The 21199-nt window shown below is 61.1% G+C and carries 18 protein-coding genes; 10 read left to right on the top strand and 8 right to left on the bottom strand.

The features are described 5' to 3' along the window. Positions 1 to 85 precede the first annotated feature (85 nt). The 6 genes from OHL11_RS09980 to OHL11_RS09955 all read left to right on the top strand — a co-directional run bounded on the left by OHL11_RS09980 (position 86) and on the right by OHL11_RS09955 (position 3890). Positions 86 to 526, top strand: coding sequence for a hypothetical protein (locus OHL11_RS09980; protein ID WP_263371366.1), 441 nt, complete (start codon positions 86 to 88; stop codon positions 524 to 526). Continuing rightward, positions 519 to 713 carry a helix-turn-helix transcriptional regulator gene (locus OHL11_RS09975; protein ID WP_263371365.1) on the top strand — a complete coding sequence of 65 codons (195 nt, stop codon included), beginning with the start codon at positions 519 to 521 and terminating at the stop codon, positions 711 to 713. Before OHL11_RS09980 ends, OHL11_RS09975 begins: the two co-directional genes overlap by 8 nt. 10 nt (positions 714 to 723) lie before the next feature. Further along, on the top strand, positions 724 to 921 hold the full coding sequence (locus OHL11_RS09970; protein ID WP_263371364.1) for a hypothetical protein: 198 nt from the start codon (positions 724 to 726) through the stop codon (positions 919 to 921). A 213-nt stretch (positions 922 to 1134) separates the two neighbouring features. After that, a complete protein-coding gene (locus OHL11_RS09965; protein WP_263371363.1) occupies positions 1135 to 2199 on the top strand; it encodes a 1,9-bis(guanidino)-5-aza-nonane synthase in 1065 nt (354 codons plus the stop codon). A 102-nt stretch (positions 2200 to 2301) separates the two neighbouring features. Then, a complete protein-coding gene (locus OHL11_RS09960) occupies positions 2302 to 3093 on the top strand; it encodes a hypothetical protein (protein WP_263371362.1) in 792 nt (263 codons plus the stop codon). Then, positions 3087 to 3890, top strand: coding sequence for a GGDEF domain-containing protein (locus OHL11_RS09955; protein ID WP_263371361.1), 804 nt, complete (start codon positions 3087 to 3089; stop codon positions 3888 to 3890). Before OHL11_RS09960 ends, OHL11_RS09955 begins: the two co-directional genes overlap by 7 nt. Positions 3891 to 3896: 6 nt before the next feature. Here OHL11_RS09955 and udk read toward each other — a convergent pair whose 3' ends face one another. The 3 genes from udk to OHL11_RS09940 form a co-directional block, all read right to left on the bottom strand. Continuing rightward, the gene (udk, locus tag OHL11_RS09950; protein ID WP_263371360.1) at positions 3897 to 4541 is read right to left on the bottom strand and encodes a uridine kinase; all 645 of its coding nucleotides are present in this window, start codon (positions 4539 to 4541) and stop codon (positions 3897 to 3899) included. Between the two features lie 190 nt (positions 4542 to 4731). Beyond that, the gene (locus OHL11_RS09945; protein WP_263371359.1) at positions 4732 to 5613 is read right to left on the bottom strand and encodes a purine-nucleoside phosphorylase; all 882 of its coding nucleotides are present in this window, start codon (positions 5611 to 5613) and stop codon (positions 4732 to 4734) included. Positions 5614 to 5626: 13 nt separating this feature from the next. Then, positions 5627 to 6055 carry a winged helix-turn-helix transcriptional regulator gene (locus OHL11_RS09940; RefSeq protein WP_263371358.1) on the bottom strand — a complete coding sequence of 143 codons (429 nt, stop codon included), beginning with the start codon at positions 6053 to 6055 and terminating at the stop codon, positions 5627 to 5629. A gap of 117 nt (positions 6056 to 6172) precedes the next feature. Here OHL11_RS09940 and OHL11_RS09935 point away from each other — a divergent pair, with 117 nt between their 5' ends. Beyond that, a complete protein-coding gene (locus OHL11_RS09935) occupies positions 6173 to 6925 on the top strand; it encodes an SDR family oxidoreductase (protein WP_263371357.1) in 753 nt (250 codons plus the stop codon). 106 nt (positions 6926 to 7031) lie between these two features. On the opposite strand, the gene OHL11_RS09930 is transcribed toward OHL11_RS09935, so the two are convergent. Next, positions 7032 to 7382 (bottom strand): permease, encoded by a 351-nt coding sequence (locus OHL11_RS09930; protein ID WP_263371356.1) that lies wholly within the window; start codon positions 7380 to 7382, stop codon positions 7032 to 7034. Positions 7383 to 7462: 80 nt separating this feature from the next. Continuing rightward, positions 7463 to 8704 carry a NupC/NupG family nucleoside CNT transporter gene (locus tag OHL11_RS09925; protein ID WP_263371355.1) on the bottom strand — a complete coding sequence of 414 codons (1242 nt, stop codon included), beginning with the start codon at positions 8702 to 8704 and terminating at the stop codon, positions 7463 to 7465. Positions 8705 to 8811: 107 nt separating this feature from the next. Between OHL11_RS09925 and OHL11_RS09920 the strand changes: the two genes are divergently transcribed. Continuing rightward, complete coding sequence (locus OHL11_RS09920) at positions 8812 to 10944, top strand: prolyl oligopeptidase family serine peptidase (RefSeq protein ID WP_263371354.1); 2133 nt, start codon at positions 8812 to 8814, stop codon at positions 10942 to 10944. 57 nt (positions 10945 to 11001) lie between these two features. Here the strand turns inward: OHL11_RS09920 and OHL11_RS09915 are convergent, their stop codons facing one another. Continuing rightward, positions 11002 to 12399 carry a thymidine phosphorylase gene (locus tag OHL11_RS09915; RefSeq protein WP_263371353.1) on the bottom strand — a complete coding sequence of 466 codons (1398 nt, stop codon included), beginning with the start codon at positions 12397 to 12399 and terminating at the stop codon, positions 11002 to 11004. Positions 12400 to 12408: 9 nt separating this feature from the next. Next, positions 12409 to 12849, bottom strand: coding sequence for a cytidine deaminase (locus OHL11_RS09910; RefSeq protein ID WP_263371352.1), 441 nt, complete (start codon positions 12847 to 12849; stop codon positions 12409 to 12411). 201 nt (positions 12850 to 13050) lie between these two features. Between OHL11_RS09910 and OHL11_RS09905 the strand changes: the two genes are divergently transcribed. Together OHL11_RS09905 and OHL11_RS09900 are read left to right on the top strand one after the other, a co-directional pair. Continuing rightward, positions 13051 to 17814, top strand: a complete 4764-nt coding sequence (locus OHL11_RS09905; protein WP_263372056.1) for a DEAD/DEAH box helicase — start codon at positions 13051 to 13053, stop codon at positions 17812 to 17814. Then, positions 17807 to 18733, top strand: coding sequence for an Fpg/Nei family DNA glycosylase (locus OHL11_RS09900; protein WP_263371351.1), 927 nt, complete (start codon positions 17807 to 17809; stop codon positions 18731 to 18733). The genes OHL11_RS09905 and OHL11_RS09900 overlap by 8 nt, the downstream gene beginning before the upstream one ends. A 4-nt stretch (positions 18734 to 18737) precedes the next feature. Here OHL11_RS09900 and OHL11_RS09895 read toward each other — a convergent pair whose 3' ends face one another. Further along, positions 18738 to 21188, bottom strand: coding sequence for a transglycosylase domain-containing protein (locus OHL11_RS09895; RefSeq protein WP_263371350.1), 2451 nt, complete (start codon positions 21186 to 21188; stop codon positions 18738 to 18740). Between the last annotated feature and the right edge of the window lie 11 nt (positions 21189 to 21199).

Here is a 21199-nt window from a genome sequence, read left to right as displayed (position 1 = left end):
ATGCTTGACATGACAAGTTTGCTTGACGTAAAGTTTGCTTGTCATTGAGTGGAGCGCATACCGCGCTTCAAAAGGGAGAAGACGTATGACTTCGTTTCTAGGCGGGCTGGTTTGCAGGGATCGCAGCAAGGCGGCGAAGGAGTACCAACGGCGCGCGTTCGCTGTGATGCTCTGCTATGTGGGCTGCGTGTGGTCGGTGACCAGGATGCTTCACGCGCACCACTTCACCGGAGCGAAGTTGTGGTGCGTGGCGATGCTGCCTGCGGTTCCGATCCTCGGACTGCTGGCGGTGGTGGGGCTGTATCTGCGCGATGAGCGGGACGAGTTCAAGCGCTGGATGACGGTGCAGGCGATTCTCTGGTCGATCGGGATCACGCTGGCGGTTTCAACGGTGGTTGACTTTCTGCGTGCGTATGGAGCGATGACCGCGCTTCCTCCGCTGGTGGAGTTCCTCATCTTCTGGGGCAGCATGGCCGTGGTGCAGTTGGTGCTGAAGCTGCGCAACCGGGTGAAGGACGATGAATAACCGGCTGAAGGACCTGCGCGGCGAGCGCGGCTGGTCGCAGGCGTACCTGGCCGAGCAGCTTGAGGTTTCGCGGCAGAGTGTGAACGCGATTGAGACGGGGAAGTACGATCCGTCGCTGCCGCTGGCGTTTCGGATAGCGCGATTGTTTGCGCTGCCGATCGAGACGATTTTTTCGGACAACGAATAAGGAGAAGGCGATGCGAAAGTTGAGCGAAGCGAGACGGCGATTGGTGGTGATGTGTTCCGTGATGGCTTCCATGAGCGGCGTGGGGCCGGTGCTGATGCGTGGGCACTCCCGTGCGTTGTGGGTGTGGACAGCGGTCGTGGTGGCGATGGCGATTCGCATCATGGTGATGGCCGTGCGCGTAAAGCGGACGGAAGGCTGTGCGCTGTAGCCGCGCGCTGAAGGAGCGAACGATGGTGAAGACGGTGCTGCAGTATGTGGTTTCGGTGCTGTTCGTTCTGGCGGGAATCGCGTTGTTGATTTCGCCAAGCGCGTAAGGCCAGGCGGCCGATTGAGCGGTTGGGCAGGGTGAATTTCGGTTGCGTGAAAATTACATGAATCCCGCGTCAGCATTGAACGGAATCACGATAAACTGATACACGATATGGCGACCAAACAAGAACTTCTGACAACCCCGATTAAGCACATCAACATTGCCGAGCACAACGTCGTGCCGTTGGTCGATGCGATGGCTTCGATGGCTTACTCGTCGCGCGATCTGGCGCGCGCTGCCAACATTTACGACATGATGCTCCGCGACACGGAGTGCGGCGTCATCCTTTGCCTTGCTGGCTCGCTGATTTCGGCTGGTCTGCAGAAGGTCATCATCGATCTCGTTCGCAACCACATGGTCGACGCGATTGTTTCGACCGGTGCGAACATCGTCGATCAGGACTTCTTCGAGGCCCTCGGCTTCCGCCACTACGTTGCGGGCGAAGAGTACAAGTACGGCGCGGGCGATGCTGACCTGCGCGAGATGATGATCGACCGTATCTACGACACCTTCATCGACGAAGAAGAACTGCGCATCTGCGACGACACGACTGAGAAGATCATCAACTCGCTCGAGCCGCGTGCGTACTCGTCGCGCGAGTTGATCGCCGCGATGGGCAAGTATCTGGTGGACAACGGCCGCACGCCGCAGGCGGGCGCAGACGACTCGATCGTTCTGGCTTGCTATGAGCTGAACGTGCCGATCTTCTGCCCGGCGTTCTCGGATTGCTCGTTCGGCTTCGGCATTGTGGCTCACCAGCATGCAAACGCTGGCAAGCCGGTGGTGGCGATTGACTCGGGCAAGGACTTCTACGAGCTGACGCAGATCAAGATTGCGAACCCGACGACGGGCCTGCTGATGATCGGCGGCGGCGTGCCGAAGAACTTCGCACAGGACATCGTGGTGGCTGCGGACATCCTTGGCGTGGAAGCGTCGATGCACAAGTACGCGATCCAGATCACGGTAGCTGACTCGCGCGATGGCGCTCTTTCGGGCTCGACCCTGAAGGAAGCCAGCTCGTGGGGCAAGGTCGACCTGACCTTTGAGCAGATGGTTTACGCAGAAGCGACGATCGCGTTCCCGCTGATCGCTGGCTACGCGTTCCACAAGAACGCGCAGGCTGGCCGTACGGGCAAGGCGTTCTCGGAAGTGCTGCAGCAGCCGGTTGCTGTGTAACGAATTGCAGCTGAGCTGCACATGAATTGCGGAACGGTGAGACTATTATGTCTCACCGTTTTTCGTTTGTTCACAAACGGATACGGCGCGGGTGAGGCGCGTATGTTCCGTGGCCATGGGGCGATGATGGAGGCGGTAGCTGGCATCCTTGAGCGGGATTGTGCGCGCCGCATCGCGCTGATCGTAATCGCTTCGCTGGCTCTCTTGACGCCGATTGCTGCGCCCACTAACGATGGGATGTTCATCTACCCGTTTCTTGTGGCCGCAAATCTTCTTGCTGTGTGTTGCTGTCTCTTTGTCGGGATGAGAGAGCGCACGGCGCGATGGTGCTGGCAAGTGTTGGCCGTCACGCTCTGCTGTTCAGCCATTGCTTATGCTCTTCATGTTTGGGGTAATGATCTGCTGCACGCGCGGCGGTTTCAGATCGCGGCCGTGATGCAGAGCCTGTTTACCGTTCTCATCATCGTGCCGATTACATACTCGGGCGCAAAAGGGAACCGCTGGCTGCGCGGTCTGGATCTGGTGATGCTCGCGCTGGCGATCTTTATGCTCGCCGCGTTCATCAGCATCAACTGGGTGTCACCAGAGCCGATCAAGCGGCAACTCGTACTGCTACTGGTCGCTTGCATCATGGCAGGCCTGGCGCATGCTGCCTGGCAAGCGAACAGACTGCCGGAGCGCGAGCATTTCTTCCGCACCGTCAGCATCTATCTCTGGTTCCGAGCGGCTTCGATACTGTTGCTGAACATCGTGAACGAATTTGTGCTGCCGAAGCCACAGATTCTTTTGTCCGACGTGCTCTTGCCCGTGCCGACACTCGTGCTTTGCGAGCTTGCACTGCGCCGCAGAGACGTGGTGACAGGCAACGAATCCGTTTCAGCAACCGCGTGTTGATTGAGAGTCTGCAACCTTCTCTATTAGCTGCTTGCAGCGTGTTTCTCTCGCTCATTGTGTTGCGTGAACATAGCCGCCTGGCGGATGCATGGATCGTGCTGACGATGATCTGCTACCTTTTGCGAACACAGCTGCTTTACAACGAGCTGTATCTCGAGCAAGAGAACCTTCGCTCCGAGTCTGCGCAGATGCAGGCGCTTGCGCTGCACGACTCGCTGACCGGAATTCCAAACCGCCGCGGCTTCGAGCAACTAGTGACGGAGATACTGCTGCGCGAGGATTCGGCGGAATACGCGGTGCTTCTTATCGATACCGATAACTTCAAGGTAGTGAACGACACTCACGGCCATTTGACAGGGGATGCCGTGCTCTGCGGAATTGCGTTGGCGCTGAAGGCGATGACTGCCCAGTTTGAAGGCGCAGTATGCGCGCGTCTTGGGGGCGATGAGTTCGCCGTGTTTATACCGGATCAGCCCGTTCAGTCGGTGCAAGCAGGAGCCGATGAGTTTCGTCTTGCCGTGCAGGATGCCGGGCTGCCAGGAGAGCTGGGCGATGGCCGAACGCGCAGTTCGTTAACCGCTACCGTAAGCATTGGCATTGCGATGTTTGATCGGCATCACCTACCGCTTGGCATGCTGCTGCGCGCTGCGGACATTGCGCTGTATCGTGCGAAGGATGGCGGGAGAGATCGTGTCGAGGTTGTGTTCCCACATCGCGTCGACGATGAGGAGTTACAGACGCGGCTGGAAACGTATCCTCGCGTGGGGCGCGAACCGCCTGCGAGCGCTGCGCATTAGTCGCAGCTACGTCAGCTTCATCTCATTCAGCTTGCGCAAGATCAGTTCGATGGACCAATCGAGGCTCTCGGTGCCGGTAACGGTCATGGTCGCGTTGGTTTGCGAGGGGATGACGTACTGCTCGGCCATGGGCTTGGCTGTGGCGTCGAACTGGGCGCGGACGGAGTCTTCGGTGCGGCCGCGCTCGCGCATGTCGCGGTAGATGCGGCGGTTCAGGCAGACTTCGTTCGGGGCGTCGACGTAGATGCTGAAGTCGTAGAGAGGCAGCAGCTCGGCGTAGTGCAGCGCGAGGATGCCTTCGACGATCACGTAGCGGCGCGGTGCGAGTTCGTCGAACTCATCAGGGACGCGTGTGTGCACGCTGAAGTCGTAGACGGGACGGGCGACGGCCTTACCCTGGCCGAGGTGGCGAACATGCTCGACCAGGAGCTCGTGCTCGAGCGAATTGGGATGGTCGAAGTTCTGTTCGGCCCGTTCGTCGACCGGGAGATGCGAGAGATCGCGATAGTAGAAGTCGAAGGGGAAGAGCGCGGCGTCGAGTTGCGTGGCGAGCTCGCGCGCGAGGGTCGTTTTGCCGGAGCCGGAGCAGCCCGCGATGCCGATGATGATGGGCTTCGTGAGGAAGGTGAGCTGTTCTGGTTCGGTGGACATTGACGTTAGTGTAACGCCGATGGTGCGTGGTCGCGAAGGCGCAGATTCTCCGCAGGAAGGAATGCTCCGAGATTGGTGGGTGTCCCATCCGTGCGGGTTTCATGCGGACGGGTGGGAGATGATGCTTCCTGAAGCATCCTGCGAACCCAGGTCTCAGAAGCGAGACCTGGGGCACCCATTCGCGGGGAGTTTAAGCAGCTGCGACTTGCGGCACGAGTGCCTTTACCAGCGAGGCGAATTGTGGCTCGAGGCGCTTGCCGATCTGCATCACTTCTTCGTGGTTGATGTTCGCTTCGGGCATCACGCCTGCGGCCATGTTCGTGACCAGCGAGAAGCCGAGAACTTCGATGCCCATGTGGCGCGCGATGATGACTTCGTGCACCGTGCTCATGCCGACGAGGTCGGCGCCGAGTGTGCGGAAGGCGCGGATCTCTGCCGGTGTCTCGTAGCTGGGGCCGAGCACAGCCATGTAGACGCCTTCGTGCAACGCGATGCCTTGCCTGGCGGCCTCGGCCTTGGCGAGCGCGTTCAGGCGCGGCGAGTAGGCGTTGGACATATCGAAGAAGCGCTGGCCGAAGCCGCTTTGCACCGCAAAGCGCTTGTCGTTCGGGCCGATGGCAGCATTGCGTCCGGTGTTGTTGATGTGGTCGGTGATATTCACCAGCGCGCCTTCGCCGTAGCTGGTGTTGATACCGCCGGCGGCGTTGGTGACGATGAGCTTCTTGCATCCCAACATGCCGAGCACGCGCATGGGGAAGACGACCTCGTTCATCTCGTAGCCTTCGTACGCATGCACCCGGCCCTGCATCACGGCGACGGGCACACCGGCGATGGTGCCGAGCACGAGTTTGCCGCTGTGGCCTTCGACGGTGGAGAGCGGCCAGCCGGGGATCTCGTCGTAGGGGATCACGTCGGCGTTCTCGACCTGCGAGGCGAAGTTGCCGAGGCCCGAGCCGAGGATGATGCCTACGACCGGCTTCACTTCGGTCTTGAGGAAGATGTGCGTGAGGGCCTGGGTGGCGCGCGTAAATTGGTCGAGAGGCTTGGCTTCTTGCTGTGTGTTATCGCTCATACGGATGCTTAGTCTAGCGCGTTGCAGCGGTCTTCGTCGCAGCTTTTTCGGCGCGCTTATCGAAGGCGGCGCGGCTCTTTTCGATGCGCGCAAAGTTCTTCTCGGCCCACTGCCAGACGCCGCAGAAGGCTTCACCAAGGCAGCCGCCGAGCTCGGTGAGTTCGTAGTCTACGTGCGGCGGAACGACGGGATGAACGGTGCGCAGCACGATGCCGTCGCGCTCCATCTGGCGCAGGGTTTGCGTGAGCATCTTCTGGCTGATGCCGGGAACGCATTTGCGGACTTCGGTGAAGCGCAGCGTGCCGTGCTGCTCAAGTTCTTCGAGAATGAGCATGGTCCACTTGTCGGCGACGCGGCCGATGATCTCTGTGACGAGGAGTTCGACGCGTTCGTTCGAGATGGGGCAGACTGCGGCATGGCCTTTGGTTTTGCTGGCGGGCATGGGCACGCTCTCCTTTTGGTAACTAGAGCAGAAAATAGTGCCTACTTCCCAAAAGAGAGTGTCGGCGATAGATTCAATCCTAGCACCGGGCAAGGCCGATGCAGAACGGAGCAAAAGTTGAAGCACACAGGAAATACGATTTTCATTACGGGCGGCGGATCGGGCATCGGTCGCGCATTGGCAGAGGCCTCGCAGAAGGCTGGCAACACGGTCATCATCTCGGGACGTCGCAAAGACAAGCTCGATGAGGTAACGGCAGCGAACCCGGGTATGCACTCGATCGTGCTCGACGTGGAGAGTCCGGAGAGCATTGCGTCGGTGGCGAAGGAACTGATTGCGAAGTTCCCGGCGCTGAATGTGGTGATCAACAACGCGGGCATCATGAGCATGGACGGCGTGGACAAGCCTGTCGATGACAAGCAGGTAACGTCGATTGTGACGACGAACCTGCTGGGGCCGATTCGCATCACGTCGGCGTTCATCGAGCACCTGAAGGCTCAGCCCGGAGCGGCGATTGCCTACGTGACGTCAGGGCTTGCGTTCACTCCGCTGGCTCCGACGGCGACGTACAACGCGACGAAGGCTGCGATTCACTCGTATGCTCTGTCGCAGCGTTATCTGCTGGCGGGAACGAATGTGAAGGTGATCGAGATCGCTCCGCCGTACGTGCAGACGGAGTTGATGGGTGATCACCAGAAGAGCGATCCGCGCGCGATGCCGCTCGATGAGTACATCGCTGAGACGATGAAACTGCTCGGCGAAGGCCATGACGAGATCCTGGTGGAGCGCGTATTGCCGCTGCGCAACAACGCTGGTCCGAACGAGCACGCGTTTGTGAAGCAGTTCAACGACATGATGTCGGGCCACTAAGCTCGTCGGGTGTCCTGAGACAGACTGGAACCCGTACTTCATGACATGGACACGATGAGCGGGCCTGAAGGGGCCCGCTCATCGTGTCTTGTGCGCAGGTTGAGCTCTACAGGGAACCTGCGCTGAGGTTGAAGTACGGATAGACGAGGCAGAAGAGCGCGATGAACAGCGCCATCATGTCCATGTATACGCAGAGCACGAGGCCCGCCTGTCGCATGTCCCAGCGCACGTGCAGGTTGCGGAGCGTATCCCAAGTGCCGAGGGCGATGGCAAGCGTTGGGAGCGCGATCCACAAGTTGGGTCGCAGTGCGGGGAAATGCGACAGGGCGACGACCACTGCGAGGTTGGCAAGCACCACGAGCGGCCCACGCAACGGCGACTTCAGGCGCCAGTCCAGGAACGCCGTTGCGTGCGGGCTGTAAGGTGTCACTCCGAGAGAATGGGCATCGGCTCTCATGCTTCTGATGTTGCGCCGACGCAGAAACGCCCGCAGTGACGGCTGTCACTTGCGGGCGTTTTGTTGTTCGAGCTCGAGGGTTACTTCATGAGCATGCTGACGATCGCGGCGGACATGAGGTTCGCCATCGTGCCAGCGAGCATGGCGCGAAGGCCGAGCTTGGCGAGATCGTTGCGACGCGACGGGATGAGTGCGCCGATGCCGCCGATCTGCATGCCGACTGAACCGAGGTTGGCAAAGCCGCAGAGTGCGAAGGTTGCGATAGCCAGGGTGCGGGTAGAGATGGCGCCGGACTTGGCGAGCGTGCCGAGCTGGTTGTAGGCGATGAACTCATTGAGCACAGCGCGCGTGCCGATGAGGTTGCCGACGATCGGCGCGTCATGCCACGGGATGCCGATGAGCCACGCTACCGGTGCGCAGAGCACGCCGAGCGCGTTGCCGAGCGAGTGCGGGAAGCGGATGCCGTGCACCCAGAGGGCATTCGACGTGCCAAGCATGATCGCGTTGATGAGACCGACGATGGCAAGGAAGCTGATGAGCATAATCGCGACGTTGAAGGCGAGCTGACCGCCGTCGATGGTGCCGCGCGCGATGGAGCCGATGAGGTTTTCGTTCTTATGCTCTTCGTTCTCGGACATGTGCACGGTGCCGAGGGTCTTTGGCACTTCGGTTTCAGGCACCAGCATCTTGGCGATGAGGATAGTGCCGGGTGCGGTCATGATGACAGCGGAGAGCAGGTCCTGCGCGCGGATGCCGAAGAGGATGTATGCCGCCATGATGCCGCCGGAGACGTGTGCCATGCCGGAGGTCATGATGGTCATCAGCTCCGAGCGCGTCGCGTCATTGAGGTACGGGCGGATGGTGAGCGGGGCTTCAGTCTGGCCCATGAAGATGCTGGCCGCGACGTTGGTGGACTCTGCGCCGGAGGTGCCCATGGTGCGCTGCATCACCCAGGCCACGACCTTGATGATCTGTTGCATGATGCCGAGATGGTAGAGCGCGCCGAAGAGTGCCGAGACGAAGATGATGGTGGGCAGCACGGCGAAGGCGAAGATCGCCATGGGCGAGTGCGGGTCACCGAGTTTGCCGAAGACCATGGCAGAGCCGTCTGCGGCATGGCCGAGTAGGCCAGCGACAGCATCAGCGCCGCTCTTCAGGATGCGTTGTCCCCAGGAGGCACGCAGCACGATGAAGGCAAAGAAGACCTGCAGGCCGAGTCCCCATGCCACGGTGCGCCAGCGGATGGCCTTGCGGTCAGTGGACAGCGCGTAGGCGATGCCAAGAAAAACGATGAGGCCGAGCAATCCGGTGAAACGTGCCAATGCTTCTCTCCGTGGAGTCCAAGGGGGTGAATGCAGAGTAGTGTACTGCCTGCGAGGGGGATTTGGCGCGCAAATGCGATAGCGTATGCGGAGAGGGAGTTTGCGCGATGAAGAAGACATTGATGCTGGCCTGCGTAGCGATGAGCCTGACGGGCGCGGCGCAGGAGAAGCCCGTGATTACGAGCCGTGCGGGGTTTACGTTGCCGCCTCCGCCAGTGGTGGAGAAGAAGCCTGTTACGGACACGTATAAGGTGACCGGCAGTGCCGATGTCTCGTACACCGACAACTATCGTTATCTGGAAGATGCGAAGGCACCGGCGACGCGCGCGTTCATCGATGCGCAGAACGTGTATACGCAGCAGTATCTCGATAAGCTGACGATGCTACCCAGGGTGCGTGAGTCGATGGCAGCGCTGCTGAAGGTCGACCAGATGAATATGCCGACGGAGCGCAACGGCGTGTACTTCTTCAGCAGGCGCAAGGCGGACGAGAACCAGGGTTCCATCTATATGCGCAAGGGCTTGCATGGTGCGGATGTGAAGCTCATTGACGGGCCAAGCCGTTCGGCCGATGGCAACACCAGTGTGAACTTCATGGGTGTGACGGAAGATGGCTCGCTGCTGACCTATGGTGTTCGTGTGGGCGGCGCGGATGAGAGCGAAGTGCACTTCTTCGATCTCGCGACACGCAAGGATGTAGGCGAGGTGTTGTCGAGTGCACGCTATTACGGCGTCTCGATTGCGAAGGACAAGAAGGGTGTTTACTACTCGCGCTTTACGCCGCATGTCGGTTGCAAGGTGTACTTCCACGCGTTCGGGACGCCGATGACGGCGGACAAGCTGCTGCTCGGCGGAGAGTACAAAGGCGAGAAGCTGGGCGAGATTGATGGCATCGGTGTGCGTGTGACGGAGAACGGACACTGGCTCGTCTTCAACATCAACCGTGGTGTGCCTGCGAAGCGCGAAGACATTCTGCTGAAGGACCTGACCAAGCCGGATGCACCGATTGTGCCGTTGGTCTATGGCATCGATGCGCGCTTCGGGTTGGATGTGGTCGGGGATGAGTTCTTCATCGACACGGACTGGAAGGCACCGAACCATCGTGTGTTGAAGGCCGAGGTCGGTGTTGCACCGGATGCGTGGAAGACGATCCTTCCTGAAGGTAAGGACGTCATCGAGAGCGTGAGCTTCGTGGGTGGCAGGATGTTTGTGCTGCGCTTGAAGGATGTGATGGGCGATCTGCGCGTCTACACGCTCGACGGCAAGGAGACAGGCCACATCGCGTTTCCCGGTGTGGGGTCCGGGTCGGGGATGGCGGGGCGCTTCAAGAGCGACGATGGCTTCTACGCGTTTCAATCGCTGATCACGCCGCCGACGTATTTCCACTACGACGTGAAGAGCGGAAAAAGCGAGGTCTTTTACACGCAGCCGAGTCCTTTTCAAAGCGGACAGTATGAGCTGAAGGAAGTCTTCTTCACCTCGAAGGATGGAACGCGCGTACCGATGTTCATCGCAGGCAAGAAGGGTTTGAAGCGCGATGGCACAGAGCGTTTGCTGATGACCGGATATGGCGGCTTCGCCCTGGCGATGCGACCGGACTGGAACCCCGAATATGCGTGGTGGATGGAGCAGGGCGGCTGGTTTGCGTTGCCTGATCTGCGTGGCGGCAATGAGTATGGCGAGGTCTGGCACAAGGCCGCTATGTTCGAGCACAAGCAGAACGTCTTCGATGATTGGTTTGCAGCGGCAGAGTATTTGATCGCGAACAAATACACGAGCGCGGAGCACTTCGCGATTCGTGGACGCTCGAACGGTGGCCTGTTGATGGGCGCGGCGATGACACAACGCCCGGACCTCTTTGCGGCGATCTGGTGTGGTTATCCGTTGCTCGACATGTTGCGTTACCAGTACTTTCTGTTGGGTCGCACGTGGACCACGGAGTATGGCTCGTCGGAGAACCCTGATCAGTTTGCGTACATCGCAAAGTACTCGCCGTATCAGAACATCAAGCAGGGCGCGAAGTATCCGGCCATCATGTTCTTCACGGGCGATGGCGATACGCGTGTGGACCCGATGAACGCACGCAAGATGACGCCTGCGATGCAGGAGGCATCACGCGGCGGCAGGCCGATCCTGCTGCACTACTCGATCAAGGGCGGCCACTCGGCGGGTGTGTCGATGAGCCAGCTCGTGGAGGACTACGCGGACGAGATGGCGTTCCTTTGGACGGAGACAAAGTAGTAGTGAACGACGAAGGCCGAGCCATCATGGCTCGGCCTTCGTCGTTATGCTGCGGGACTACTGCTTCACGATCTCGCGAATGAGCGGCTGTACGGTCGGCGGCTCGTCTGCGATGACGATCGTCTCTTCCATCATGCGAAGCGGTTCAGCGAGGAGCGAGGCTTCTTCGGCGAAGAGCGTGAAGAGCGGCTGACCTTCTTCGACCTTCGTGCCGAGCTTCGCGTGCGACTCAATGCCAGCGTGTGCGCCGACGGGATCGCCGGGTTTGGCGCGGCCTGCGCCGAGACGCTGCACGGCCCAGCCGATCTCCTTGCAGTCCATGCCAGCGAGGTAGCCGCTGCGCTTGGCCTTTAACACCTGTGTAGCCTTCGGCTTATGGAACGCTGCGGGATCTTCAAAGACGGAGGCATCGCCACCGTGTGCGGCGACGAGCTTGAGCCATGCTTTGTACGCTGCGCCGCTGGCGAGCAGGTCGTCGGCCAGCTTGGCGCCGGCTTCAGGAGAGTCTGACTTGCCGGCGAGGAAGAGCATCCAGCCGGAGAGTACGTTCGAGAGCTCGATGAGGTCGGCCGACATCGCGTGGCGCTTGCCCTGCATGATGTCCACGCACTCCCACACCTCGACCCAGTTGCCGGAGAAGCGCCCGAGCGGCTCATCCATGGTGGTGAGCACGGCGACCGTCTTGGTGCCGGAGTGTTCGCCGGTGGAAACCATCAACTCGGCGAGGAACTTCGATTGCTCGTAGCTCGGCATGAAGGCGCCGGAGCCGACCTTCACGTCGAGCACGAGGCCCTGCAGGTCTTCGGCGAGCTTCTTACTCATGATGCTGGCGGTGATGAGGAACGGCGACTCGACGGTGCCGGTGTGGTCGCGCATCGCATAGAGCATGCGGTCGGCAGGGACGAGTTTCGGCGTCTGGCCGACGAGCACGGCGTGGCACTCGTGCAGGACTTCCATCATGCGCGTCAGCGTGAGCTGCGTATTAAAGCCGGGGATCGTTTCAAGCTTGTCGAGCGTGCCGCCGGTGTGTCCGAGCGAGCGACCGCTGATCATGGGCACGGAGATCGAAGGCGTGCCTTCGATGCCTGCTGCAGCGAGTGTTGGCGCGATGAGCAGCGAGCTCTTGTCCCCTACGCCGCCGGTGGAGTGCTTGTCGACCGTGAAGCTGTTGAGCGACTTCGTGTCGAAGACTTCGCCGGAGAAGCGCATCGCCGTGGTGAGGTGGGCGAGCTCTTCTCGCGATAGCCCGCGCCAGAAGACCGCCATCAGGAAGGCAGCGATTTGCGCGTCGGTGATCTTATCGGTGGCGACTGTGGGGGCTGTGGCGGGGTTCAGCTTGGCTTCGCCGTTGAGCACCACAGTATGCACGAGGTGCGCGATCTCGGCTTTGGTAAGTTCGTGGCCGTCGCGCTTGCGAATGATGACGTCGAGAGGATGAATCGGTGTGTTGCTCATAGTCTTGGTCTACTTGATGAACTCGAGGCGGAATGCATGTGGCAGGAGGTCGCCGATGGTGGTTTCTTCGTCGCTGCCACCCTCGCCGGGGTAGAGCACGAGCACGCTGTCGTCACCGAACTCGGTGAGCGTCTGGCGGCAGGCGCCGCAGGGCATCGATGCCGACTCGTTGAGGTTGGCGACGGCGACGGCCTCCAGACGGATCTTCGGGCCGTACTGCGCGACGGCGCGCGCAATGGCACCTTGCTCGGCACAGCTGGTGAGGCGGTAGGAGCAGTTCTCCACGTTGCAGCCGGTGATGATGGTGCCATCGGTGAGCAGCAGCGCTGCGCCTACGCGAAATTTCGAGTAGGGCGAGTAAGAGTTTTCGGCGGCTTCGAGCGCAAGGCGGCGTAGCGCGATCTTGGCTTCGGCGCTGAGGGCGTTTGGTGTTTGAGTTTCGTTCGACATGGTCGAGTCGTTTAGCGTAGCCCCTTTGTGGCTTTACGGCAAGTGTGGGGTGTTGCTTTTACAGGGTCGCAACAAGCCGGGTCGGCATACGAAGTGATGCAGTGTGGAAACAGCGTTGCGCTGTTGATTGCATCCAATAGATTGATTGCAGGATCGTAAGGACCGGTGCGCGTGGCAACGAAGAAATCGGCAAACCGAAAGATGAGCGACCTGAAGCTGCAGAGTGATGCCAGCGAGCAGGCGCTTTCACTGTTTCATCCGGTGACGGCGAAGTGGTTCCGCGCAGTGTTTGAGGACGTAACTCCTCCACAGCGTGAAGGCTGGCCTGCCATTTCTCGCGGCGAGTCCACACTGATCCTTGCGCCGACGGGCACGGGTAAGACGCTTACCGCGTTTCTCTGGTGCCTGGACAAGCTGATGCTTCGCGAGCCGCCGCAGACCGAAGGCTGCCGCGTGTTGTACATCTCTCCGCTCAAGGCGCTTGCCGTGGACGTGGAGCGTAATTTGCGCTCACCGCTGACGGGCATCGCGAACATGGCCGAGCGCGAAGGCGTACCGGTGCACACGCCGACGATCAGTGTGCGGACCGGAGATACGAGCTCGAAGGAACGTGCGCAGTTCAAGCGGCATCCGGGCGAGATCCTGGTGACAACCCCGGAGTCGCTCTATCTGCTTCTCACGAGCGATGCGGGGGAGACGCTGCGTACTGTCGAGACGATCATCATCGACGAGATTCATGCCCTGGTTCCGACCAAGCGCGGCGCGCACATGGCGCTGTCGATGGAGCGTTTGCAGGCGCTTGTGGGACGGCCGATCCAGCGCATCGGTTTGTCCGCGACGCAGCGGCCGCTCGAGGAGGTCGCGCGCTTCCTCGGTGGGGCGGAAGGTGCGGCCATCGCCAAGCCGAAGCGCTCGCAGAGCTCCGATGAGACGGAGCTGGTGGCGGAGTTCGCGGACTCTGAATCCGTTGACGTGCCGAGCGAAGCCAGTGGGCCGCAGTATCGGCCTGTAACGATCGTTAACGCGGGTGTACGAAAACAGCTGGAGCTTACAGTCGAAGTTCCGGTCGAGGACATGGCCAAGCTTGGCGAGATCGACGAGCTGCCGAGTGGTCCTGCGTCCCAGGGGCCGAAGCGAACAAGCATCTGGCAGTCGATCCATCCACGCTTGCTGGAGATCGTGCAGGCGCATACGTCCACGTTGATCTTCGTGAACGCGCGTCGTGTGGCTGAGAGACTTGCGGGCGCGTTGAATGAGTTGGCCGACGCTTCAATCGCACGTGCGCATCACGGGTCACTGGCTTCGGCGCAGCGCACTGAGATTGAAGAACTGCTGAAGGCCGGGCGACTCAAAGCACTCGTGTGTACGTCGTCGCTGGAGCTCGGCATCGATATGGGCGCGGTCGATCTCGTCGTGCAGATCGAAGCTCCACCATCGGTTGCGAGCGGGATGCAGCGCATCGGTCGTGCAGGGCATCAGGTCGGTGCGCCATCGAGCGGCATCATCTTTCCGAAGTATCGTGCGGATCTGATCGCTTGTGCTGCGGTCACCGAAGCCATGCATGAAGGGCATGTCGAGTCGACGCGGTTTCTGCGTAATCCGCTCGACATTCTCGCGCAGCAGATCGTGGCGATCGTCGCACAACCTCCGTTACCTGCAGAGGAGGTCGCTCTGCGTGCCAAGCGCCGTCGCACGGAAGAGGAAGAGGCGTCGCCGGGCATCTCTTATGACGCGCTTGTCGCGCTCGTGCGGAGTTCGGCGCCGTTTGCGAGTATCTCTACGGCAGCATTCGAAGGCGTGTTGGATATGCTCGCCGGGCGCTATCCTTCAGACGAGTTTGCGGAGCTGCGGCCGCGCGTGACGTGGGACCGTCAGCGTAATTGGATCACGCCGCGGCAAGGAGCGAAGCGCCTTGCGATCTTGAACGGTGGCACGATTCCTGATCGCGGACTCTACGGTGTGTTTCTCTCAGGCGCGACGAAGCCACTGCGTGTAGGGGAGCTCGACGAAGAGATGGTCTTCGAAGCGCGCACGGGGGAGACGTTCGTGCTCGGCGCTTCTACGTGGCGCATCGATGAGATCACGCAGGACCGCGTGCTTGTTTCGCCGGCTCCGGGTGAGCCGGGCAAGATGCCGTTCTGGCATGGCGATCAGGCAGGCAGACCGATTGAGTTTGGCAGACGCATTGGTGCGCTCGTGCGGCAGCTACGCGAGCTTCCGCGCTCCGCAGCGATCGTGAAACTAACCAAGGACCATGATCTGGATGAGCGCGCCGCGGAGAATGTGTTGCGCTATCTGGCTGACCAGGAGTTGTCGACGCAGCAGGTGCCGGATGATCGCACGGTCGTTGTAGAGAGAGTGCGTGATGAGTTGGGGGACTGGCGTGTCTGTGTTCTCACGCCGTTCGGTTCGCGCGTTCACACGCCGTGGGCCATGGCCGCGAGTGCACGCTTGAGCGCCGCCGGTATCGCGGCGGAGACAATGTGGAGCGAAGACGGTTTCGTGTTGCGTTTTCCGGAGAGTGAGACCGCGCCTGATGTGGACTTCCTCCTGATGGAACCGGAGGAAGCGTCCGCGCATGTGATGCAGCAGCTCGGCGCGACCGCGCTCTTTGCAGCGCGCTTCCGCGAGGCCGCATCGCGCGCGTTGCTCTTGCCGCGCCGTCGTGCAGATGGCCGCACACCGCTATGGCAGCAGCGCAAGCGCTCGTATGATCTGCTGTCTGTCGCTTCGCGCTATGCAAGCTTCCCGATGATCCTCGAGGCGTATCGAGAATGCTTGCGCGATGTGTTTGACATGCCTGCGCTGATGGAGACGCTGCGCGCATTGCAGAACCGCTCTATCCGTGTGCATGTTACGGACTCGCGCACGCCTTCGCCGTTTGCGGGTGCGCTGCTGTTTGGCTATGTGGCGAACTACATCTACGAAGGCGATGCGCCGCTGGCTGAACGGCGCGCGCAGGCGTTGTCGATCGATCAGGAACAGCTTCGCGAGTTGCTGGGTGATGCTGATCTGCGCGAGTTGCTCGACATCAATGCGATCGAGGAGACAGAAGAGCAGCTGCAGTGTGTGGTCGATAGCTATAAGGCGCGATCGCTGGATGGTGTGCACGATCTTCTGCTGCGTCTCGGGGACCTGACTCGCGAAGAGCTTGCTGCACGATGCGAGAGCGCGGAGATAGCGGCGAGCGCGACGCGGCTTATCAAAGCGCGCCGTGTGCTCGAACTTGGCATCAACGGCGAGAAGCGATTGATCGCCGTTGAAGACGCTGCGCGTATGCGAGACGCGCTCGGTGTACCGTTGCCACCGGGTCTGCCCACGGCGTTTCTCGAGCCAGCGCGGGATGCGTTGCTCGATGTCGTTCGTCGCTTTGCTCGCACGCATGGTCCGTTCGTCACGGCGGAGATTGTGGAGCGCTATGGGTTGCCGACAGCAAGCGTTGAAGCTGTGCTGCAACATCTTGTCGGAGCAGGGCGCATTGTTGAAGGCGGCTTCCGTCCCGGTGGGCTTGCGCGCGAGTGGATCGACGCGGAGGTATTGCGCACGGTGCGACGCAAGTCCCTTGCGAAGCTGCGCAAGGAGATTGAGCCGGTAGAGCAGCGGACGCTTGCGCGGATGTTCACGCGTTGGCAGGGTGTTTTGCAGCCGCGTCGAGGGCTGGATGCGCTGCTCGATGTGATCGAGAGTCTGGAGGGCGCGCCGTTGCCGGCGTCGCTGATTGAAACCGAGATACTGCCATACCGTATCGCCGGGTATCGGCCTGCAGATCTCGACACGTTGATTGCTGCTGGCGAAGTCGTATGGACGGGGCTCGAGCCGCTTGGTGAACGCGATGGGCGCGTGGGGCTTTATCTTTCGGAGAAGCTGCCCATGCTGTGGCCGCCTGACCATGTTTATCGCGGAGCTACAAAGGGCGCGACGCCGGAGCAGACGCTGAGCGAGAAGGAAGCCGCCATCGTTGAGTACCTGCGCTCGCATGGTGCGTCGTTCTTTCAGCCGTTGCACGATGGCATCGGCGGCGGCTTTCCCGGCGAGACGATCGAAGCGCTCTGGTCTCTGGTGTGGCGTGGCCTGCTGACGAATGATGCGCTCCATGCACTGCGCGCTTATTGCGAGAAGCCTTCAGGCGGAGGACGTGCGAAGCCGCAGCGCCGCGTGCATAATCAGAGCGCATTTCGTTCGCGTCGGACGACGCCACCAACGGCGCAAGGGCGTTGGAGCTTGAACGAAGTGGCGTTTGATCTGCATCGGCTTGAGCCTGCGCGGATGACGGATTGGTCACATGCTATCGCGCAGCAGTTGCTCACGCGCTACGGAGTGGTGCTGCGTGAGACCGCTCATGCCGAAAATCTGCCGGGTGGGTTTTCGGCGATCTATGACGTGTTGAAGGCGTTGGAGGAGTCAGGGAGAGTGCGTCGCGGATACTTCGCGGCAGACCTCGGCGTAACGCAGTTCGCTATGCCAGCTGCAGTAGATCTGCTGCGGTCCTTGCGCGCAGGGAGCCGCGATGAAGAACAGGAAGTCGTGATGCTCGCTGCGACGGATCCGGCGAATCCTTACGGTGCGATGTTGCGTTGGCCTGCGGCGCAGGAAGAGGGATCGGCGATGACGCGTTCTGTGGGTGCGCGTGTCGTGCTGGTCGACGGCGCGCTCACGGCATACATGCGGCGCGGCAATCCTGGCATTCAACTGCTGTTGCCGGAGGAAGAGCCGCAACGCTCACAGTTTGCGCGCGCGGTTGCAGAGTTCTTCGTGCGCGAGACGCAGCGCGTGCGGGATGAGCCTGGCCATGATCGCAGCGGCATGTTGATCAACATGGTGAATGGTGTGCCTGTCGCGGAGCACCCATTCGCTCGCTTCCTGCTCGATGCTGGGTTCACTCCGTCACCGGTGGGTTTCAACGTGCGACGTGCGCTGCCGCGCCTGCCGACGGATGATGCCATGAAGGAAATGCCTCATGCCTGAAGGGGACACACTCTTTCGCACGGCGCGCGCACTGGAGAAAGCGCTCGCAGGCCGCGTCGTCACCGCGTTTGAAACTGGCGTTGCGACGCTTGCGAGCGTGAACGATGACAAGCCGGTGGCAGGCCGCTTGGTGGAGCGCGTTGAGGCGCGCGGCAAGTGGAACCTCATCTTCTTCTCAGGCGATCTTATTCTGACGAGCCACATGCTGATGTCGGGCTCGTGGCACATCTATCGCACCGGTGAAAAGTGGTGGAAGGGCCGCTCGCACATGCGCGTCGCCATCACTTGCGGAGAGATGCAGGCAGTGCTCTTTGATGCGCAGATAGCGGAGTTTCATACGGAGCGCAGCCTTGCGAGGAGTCGTCAGATTCCGGCGTTGGGTCTGGATGTCTTGAGCGATGCCTATACGCCGGAAGGCGGTGTGGCTGCGTTGCGTGATTATGGGCGAACGCATCCTGAGGCGGAAGTAGGGGTGACGTTGCTGAATCAGCGAGTGCTCGCGGGCCTCGGCAATGTGTACAAGAGCGAGGTCGCGTTCGCTGCTGGAGTGAATCCGTTTCGTCGCATGAGTACGGTGACGGAGCGCGAGCTTGAAACGATGGCGGATGTTTCGCAGCGTTACATGAAGGCGAATGTGATGGATGGCTCGGGTGACGGCATTGTGACGTACTCCGGCAACCGGCGCACAACGCACAGCATGAACGCTGGCGATCGCCTGTGGGTGTATGGCCGGCAAGGACAGGAGTGCCGGCGCTGTGGCACTGCGGTGGAGCGACGCCTGCAGGGCGAGCAGGCGCGGCCTACGTACTGGTGTCCGCAGTGTCAGCCGTGGATTGCCGATGCCGGACAAAGCGAAGCGGCCCCGGTGGGTCGCAATACCAAGCACACGGGGCCGCGTCGTCGACGCTCAGGTTGTTGAAGGACTACTGCGGTGGCGCTTGCTGCTGCGGATCATCTTCCTTCTTCTTACCGATGCCGAACATCTTCTGGAAGAAGTTGCGATGCTGACCGTCGCCGTTCGGGTCGCTGCTGCCATCGGTGCCGAAGATGCGGCTGCCGAGTGACTGCGCGTCTTCACCCATGTGCGAGCAGGTGCCGCCGGGAGCGGTGCCTGCGAGGAACGCGAGCGAGAGGCTGTCGCCGGGGCAGGTCTCATCGGCGGGAAGGTTCGTGGCGCGGTTGATCGGGATGATCTGCACGCCGTCCGGCGCGTTGAAGCCCTTCATGTCGGAGTACTGCGGCAGCTTCGCTGCGCGCTTCATGAACTCAGCCCAGATCGGCGCAGCCGCTTCGGCGCCTTGCAAATTGATGTTTGAGTAGTCATCGTTGCCGATCCAGATGACGCAGAGCAGGTTCGAGGTGTAGCCCGCGAACCACGCGTCATGCGAGGTGCCTGTCTTACCCGCTGCAGGAGCGGTGAAGCCGAGGCCACGCACTCGTGCTGCGGTGCCGCGGTTGATGACGCCTTCCATCAGCGATTGCGTGAGGTAAGCCACGCGCGGGTCGAGGATCTGTTTCGCATCGGGCGTGAAGTCGGAGACGATGTCGCCTTGCTCATTACGAACGCTCGACAGGAGCCACGGCTTGATGTGCACGCCGTAGTTGGCGAAGTCCGTGTAGGCGCCGGCCATATCGATCGGCGTAGCGCTGTAGGTGCCGATGGCCATCGACGGCGTGGCCTTCACGCTGGTGATGCCAGAGATGCGTGCGAGGCTCGCGACGTTGTCGTAGCCGACCTTCTGCGCGAGCGCGATGGTGGCGATGTTCAGCGAGTGTGCGAGTGCATCGGCGGCCGTAACCATGCCGGGATATTCGCCCTTCTCGAAGTTGCCGGGGATGTAGCCGCCGCCGAAGTCCTGCGGATCGTCGTTGATGCGCGAGACTGCGGTAAAGACGCCACCGTCGCCGAGCGAGGTGCCGTTCAGCGAGGTGTTGTAGGCCGCCGCGTAGACGAACGGCTTGAAAATCGAGCCTGTAGGACGCTCGGCGAGCGCGTGATTGAGCTGCGACATCGCGTAGTTGCGCCCGCCGATGAGCGCGAGCACCTGGCCGGTGTGCGGGTTGAGTGCTACGAGCGCGACCTGCGGATAGGTGATCGCGCCTGTGCTCTTGCGATGCAGCCTGCGGACGAGTTCGTCCACGTGCGGCATGCCTGCTTCGACCGCCTCAGAGGCAACCTGCTGCAGTTGCGGATCGAGCGAAGTGTAGATGCGAAGCTGCGAGTGCGAGGTGTTGAAGTCTCCGACGCGCTGCACGATCTGGTCGTGCACGAGATCGACGAAGTAAGGTGCTTCGCTGGCATCTACGTTCGGCGGAGCGAGACGGATCGGCTCGGCCTTCGCGCGCTGCGCTTCGCTTGCGGTGATCGCATCGGTCTCGACCATGGAGTCGAGCACGATGTTGCGGCGCTCGAGCATGCGGTCGGCGTGCTTGTAGGGGTTGAAGTAGCTGGGGCGCTGGATGAGGCCCGCGAGCATGGCGCATTCGGCGAGATCAAGCTGGCGGAGGTCTTTGCCGAAGTACGATTGCGCCGCTTCGGCAAAGCCTGCGATCGCAAACGATCCACGCTGGCCCATCGGGATCTGGTTCGCGTACATCGCGAAGATCTGCTGCTTATTGAAGCGCTGCTCGAGCTGGAAGGTGATCATGATCTCAGCGATTTTGCGCGAGATTTTCTTGTCGGGCGAAAGGAAGAAGCCGCGTGCCAATTGCTGCGTCAGGGTCGATCCGCCGCAGCTCTTGCGGCCAGCGACGATGTCCTGCACGGCGCACTTGGCGGTACGAACGTAGTTGATGCCGCCGTGCTCGAAGAAGCGGCGATCTTCAATCGCGGTAACGGCCTGGACCATCCGCGGTGGAATCTGGTCGTAGGTGACGATGCGGCGCTTGGTGCGGTTCTTATCTTCGCTGAGAGCGGTGATGAGCTGCGGCTCGAGCTTGTAGCCAGCGAGCGAGGCGCCGTTCTCTGCGGTGATCGATTGCACCGTGCCGCCGCTGGTGTTGATGGTTGCGCCATCCGTGGCGAGGTAGCTCTGTGCGCCCGGCTTGATCAGGATCGAGTCGCCACGCATCTGGAAACTGCCCATCTGCGGGTTGACGTTGTAGCCGGCCTTGCGCAGATGCATCGCGATGGACTGCGCAGACAGCTGCTGGCCGGTGCGGACCTCTTGCGGTGCGGCGTAGATCTGCGCGGTGGAGGCGAAGAGCGGACCCGAGGAGAGGCGCGCATCCACGAGGCCTTCGTACTGGTGGTAGTACGCTGCGAAGACGATGCCGCCGATGACCGCAACCACCAGTACGGCCACGAGTACGACTCGCAAGAGCTTCCACCAGATGGAGTGGCCGCTGCCACCCAGTTTCACTTTCACTGCCATCAGCGCTTTGC

This window comes from Granulicella cerasi (genome assembly GCF_025685575.1).
Classification (GTDB): domain Bacteria; phylum Acidobacteriota; class Terriglobia; order Terriglobales; family Acidobacteriaceae; genus Granulicella; species Granulicella cerasi.
The sequence above is the reverse complement of the archived record's forward strand: the minus strand, read 5'-3'. Positions and strand labels throughout refer to the sequence as shown.

Bases quoted from the DNA above. Each gene is read 5' to 3' on its own strand.
- OHL11_RS09980 (WP_263371366.1), top strand. From the start codon at position 86: ATGACTTCGTTTCTAGGCGGGCTGGTTTGCAGGGATCGCAGCAAGGCG.
- OHL11_RS09975 (WP_263371365.1), top strand. From the start codon at position 519: ATGAATAACCGGCTGAAGGACCTGCGCGGCGAGCGCGGCTGGTCGCAG.
- OHL11_RS09970 (WP_263371364.1), top strand. From the start codon at position 724: ATGCGAAAGTTGAGCGAAGCGAGACGGCGATTGGTGGTGATGTGTTCC.
- OHL11_RS09965 (WP_263371363.1), top strand. From the start codon at position 1,135: ATGGCGACCAAACAAGAACTTCTGACAACCCCGATTAAGCACATCAAC.
- OHL11_RS09960 (WP_263371362.1), top strand. From the start codon at position 2,302: ATGTTCCGTGGCCATGGGGCGATGATGGAGGCGGTAGCTGGCATCCTT.
- udk (WP_263371360.1), bottom strand. From the start codon at position 4,541: ATGTCCACCGAACCAGAACAGCTCACCTTCCTCACGAAGCCCATCATC.
- OHL11_RS09945 (WP_263371359.1), bottom strand. From the start codon at position 5,613: ATGAGCGATAACACACAGCAAGAAGCCAAGCCTCTCGACCAATTTACG.
- OHL11_RS09940 (WP_263371358.1), bottom strand. From the start codon at position 6,055: ATGCCCGCCAGCAAAACCAAAGGCCATGCCGCAGTCTGCCCCATCTCG.
- OHL11_RS09930 (WP_263371356.1), bottom strand. From the start codon at position 7,382: ATGAGAGCCGATGCCCATTCTCTCGGAGTGACACCTTACAGCCCGCAC.
- OHL11_RS09920 (WP_263371354.1), top strand. From the start codon at position 8,812: ATGAAGAAGACATTGATGCTGGCCTGCGTAGCGATGAGCCTGACGGGC.
- OHL11_RS09915 (WP_263371353.1), bottom strand. From the start codon at position 12,399: ATGAGCAACACACCGATTCATCCTCTCGACGTCATCATTCGCAAGCGC.
- OHL11_RS09910 (WP_263371352.1), bottom strand. From the start codon at position 12,849: ATGTCGAACGAAACTCAAACACCAAACGCCCTCAGCGCCGAAGCCAAG.
- OHL11_RS09905 (WP_263372056.1), top strand. From the start codon at position 13,051: ATGAGCGACCTGAAGCTGCAGAGTGATGCCAGCGAGCAGGCGCTTTCA.
- OHL11_RS09900 (WP_263371351.1), top strand. From the start codon at position 17,807: ATGCCTGAAGGGGACACACTCTTTCGCACGGCGCGCGCACTGGAGAAA.
- OHL11_RS09895 (WP_263371350.1), bottom strand. From the start codon at position 21,188: ATGGCAGTGAAAGTGAAACTGGGTGGCAGCGGCCACTCCATCTGGTGG.